The sequence below is a fragment of the Rhodovulum viride genome, from assembly GCF_003265965.1.
In the GTDB taxonomy this organism is placed as follows: Bacteria; Pseudomonadota; Alphaproteobacteria; order Rhodobacterales; family Rhodobacteraceae; genus Rhodovulum; species Rhodovulum kholense.
Genome location: NZ_MUAV01000079.1, coordinates 1 through 1,821, shown reverse-complemented (window position 1 = coordinate 1,821; position 1,821 = coordinate 1). Strand labels below are relative to the sequence as shown.

Sequence of the window (1,821 nt, the reverse complement as noted above, 5' to 3'; positions counted from 1 at the left end):
CGCCTATGCGCATCGCCTGTCGATCCGGCTGCATGCCTGGGCCGTCCTGAAAACGGCGCGGGGCCAGACCGTGCGCTCGGCCCGGTTGCAGCAGATGCAGCGAACCGAGAACCATCGGGGGCTGGTCTTTGACCGCCCCGGCCCAACACCCGGCGGGGATGACGGCGGGTGGGCGGCGTGATGGCGGGCATTCTCGAAATTGAGATCGTGCGCAGCACAGACATCGAGCGTTTTGTCAGCAACCATTCGTTGGACGGGCTGCTGCCACCTCGCTGCGGCTGGGGCTGGCGTCGGCTGCCCAGATACAAGGTAATCGGCCAACGGCGCTTTCAGCTGCACGCGACACGCGGTTGGAAATGCATCGGGAGGACCGGCCGATGAACGCCGCCGAGCAGGTCGCCCGCGAAACCCTGCGGCTCGAGGACTTCCTGGCCGAATGGGGCAATGCCGCGCCTGCGGTGCAGGTGGCCGCGATCCGCGGCGCGCTGCGCCAGACCGGCTGGACGCGCGTCGGGACTGCCCCGGTCGCCTTTCACGAGATCCAGCTTTTCGGGGTGCTGGCCCGCGCCACCACCGAAGCCGACGCCGTGGCGACGTGGTTCGACGCCGCCCGGAACCGCTTTCCTTTCGCCTGACACCGAAGCGCCCGGATGGTCCGGGCCACAGACAGAAAGCCAGACCGATGAACGGCAACAGCCCGCATGAAGAGGCGCCCGGCGCCACGCCCCGAGGCGCGATCCTGATCACGGCAATCGTGGTGCCGGTCCTTCTGATCGGCGCCGCCGGGGCGCTGTTCCTGGTGCTGACCGTCCTGAAGATCGCGCGGGGGATTTTCTCATGATCCCGTTCCTGCTGGGCATGCTGGCGGGCGCTGGCCTGTCGGTCCTGATCATATGGGCGCTGGCCGCCGTGGTCTGGCATTTCGGCTGGCTGGACTTCTGATGCGCGTCCTGATCGGCTGCGAAACCTCGGGCGTGATGCGCCGGGCCTTCGCCGCGCGCGGGCACGATGTCTGGTCCTGCGACCTGCTGCCCGCCGAGGATGCCACCAACCGGCACATGATCTGCGATATCCGCGAGGTGCTGGATCTGGGCTGGGACCTGCTCGCGGTGATGCACCCGCCCTGCACCCGGCTCTGCAATTCGGGCGTCCGCTGGCTGCATGTGCCGCCGACCAACGCCCCGGCCGAGGCGCAGCCGGACGAGCGCGCCGCCTGGCCCAACCTGCCCGAAGAGGCCCGCCGCGCCATCATGTGGCGGCTGCTCGACGAAGGTGCCGCGCTCTTCTCGGCCTGCTGGCGCGCGCCCATCCCGCGTGTCGCGGTCGAGAACCCGGTGATGAACCCGCACGGCCGCGCGCGCTTGCCGGCGGATCTGCCCAAGCCGCAGATCGTGCAGCCGTGGTGGTTCGGCGAGCCCTTCTTCAAGGCGACCGGGCTCTATCTGCGCGGCCTCGCGCCCCTGAGCGCCACCGACCGCCTGAGCCCGCCCGCGCCCGGCACCGAAGCGCACAAGCGCTGGAGCGCGGTCCACCGGGCCCCGCCCGGCCCCGACCGCTGGAAGATCCGCAGCCGCACCTTCGAGGGCCTCGCCGACGCCTGCGCAGACCAATGGGGCAGCCACGCAGCCAAGGAGATCGCAGCATGACGACGACACCAGCACAGGGGCATGCCCGCGGCCGCAAGCGCGGGGTGCCGATCTATTTCGATCCCGATCAGATTGAGGCGATCAACGCATGGATCGCGCGTGGCGGCGCACCGAACTTTTCGGAAGCGGTGCGCACCCTGGTGGAATGGGGGCTTGAAGCCGATGCCTGACACCC

At 69.6% G+C, this 1,821-nt stretch carries 5 protein-coding genes; all 5 read left to right on the top strand.

Going from position 1 to position 1,821, the window contains the following annotated elements; all coding sequences use genetic code 11:
* A partial coding sequence (locus BYZ73_RS23610; protein WP_220086879.1) for a hypothetical protein occupies positions 1 to 181 on the top strand: 181 nt, incomplete at its 5' end.
* Between the two features lie 196 nt (positions 182 to 377).
* The gene (locus BYZ73_RS20960) at positions 378 to 635 is read left to right on the top strand and encodes a hypothetical protein (protein ID WP_112317548.1); all 258 of its coding nucleotides are present in this window, start codon (positions 378 to 380) and stop codon (positions 633 to 635) included.
* Between the two features lie 47 nt (positions 636 to 682).
* Positions 683 to 841, top strand: coding sequence for a hypothetical protein (locus tag BYZ73_RS23045; RefSeq protein WP_181498152.1), 159 nt, complete (start codon positions 683 to 685; stop codon positions 839 to 841).
* A 100-nt stretch (positions 842 to 941) separates the two neighbouring features.
* Positions 942 to 1,646 (top strand): hypothetical protein, encoded by a 705-nt coding sequence (locus BYZ73_RS20955; RefSeq protein ID WP_245943261.1) that lies wholly within the window; start codon positions 942 to 944, stop codon positions 1,644 to 1,646.
* Positions 1,643 to 1,816 (top strand): hypothetical protein, encoded by a 174-nt coding sequence (locus BYZ73_RS23040; RefSeq protein ID WP_181498151.1) that lies wholly within the window; start codon positions 1,643 to 1,645, stop codon positions 1,814 to 1,816. The genes BYZ73_RS20955 and BYZ73_RS23040 overlap by 4 nt, the downstream gene beginning before the upstream one ends.
* Positions 1,817 to 1,821: the final 5 nt, after the last annotated feature.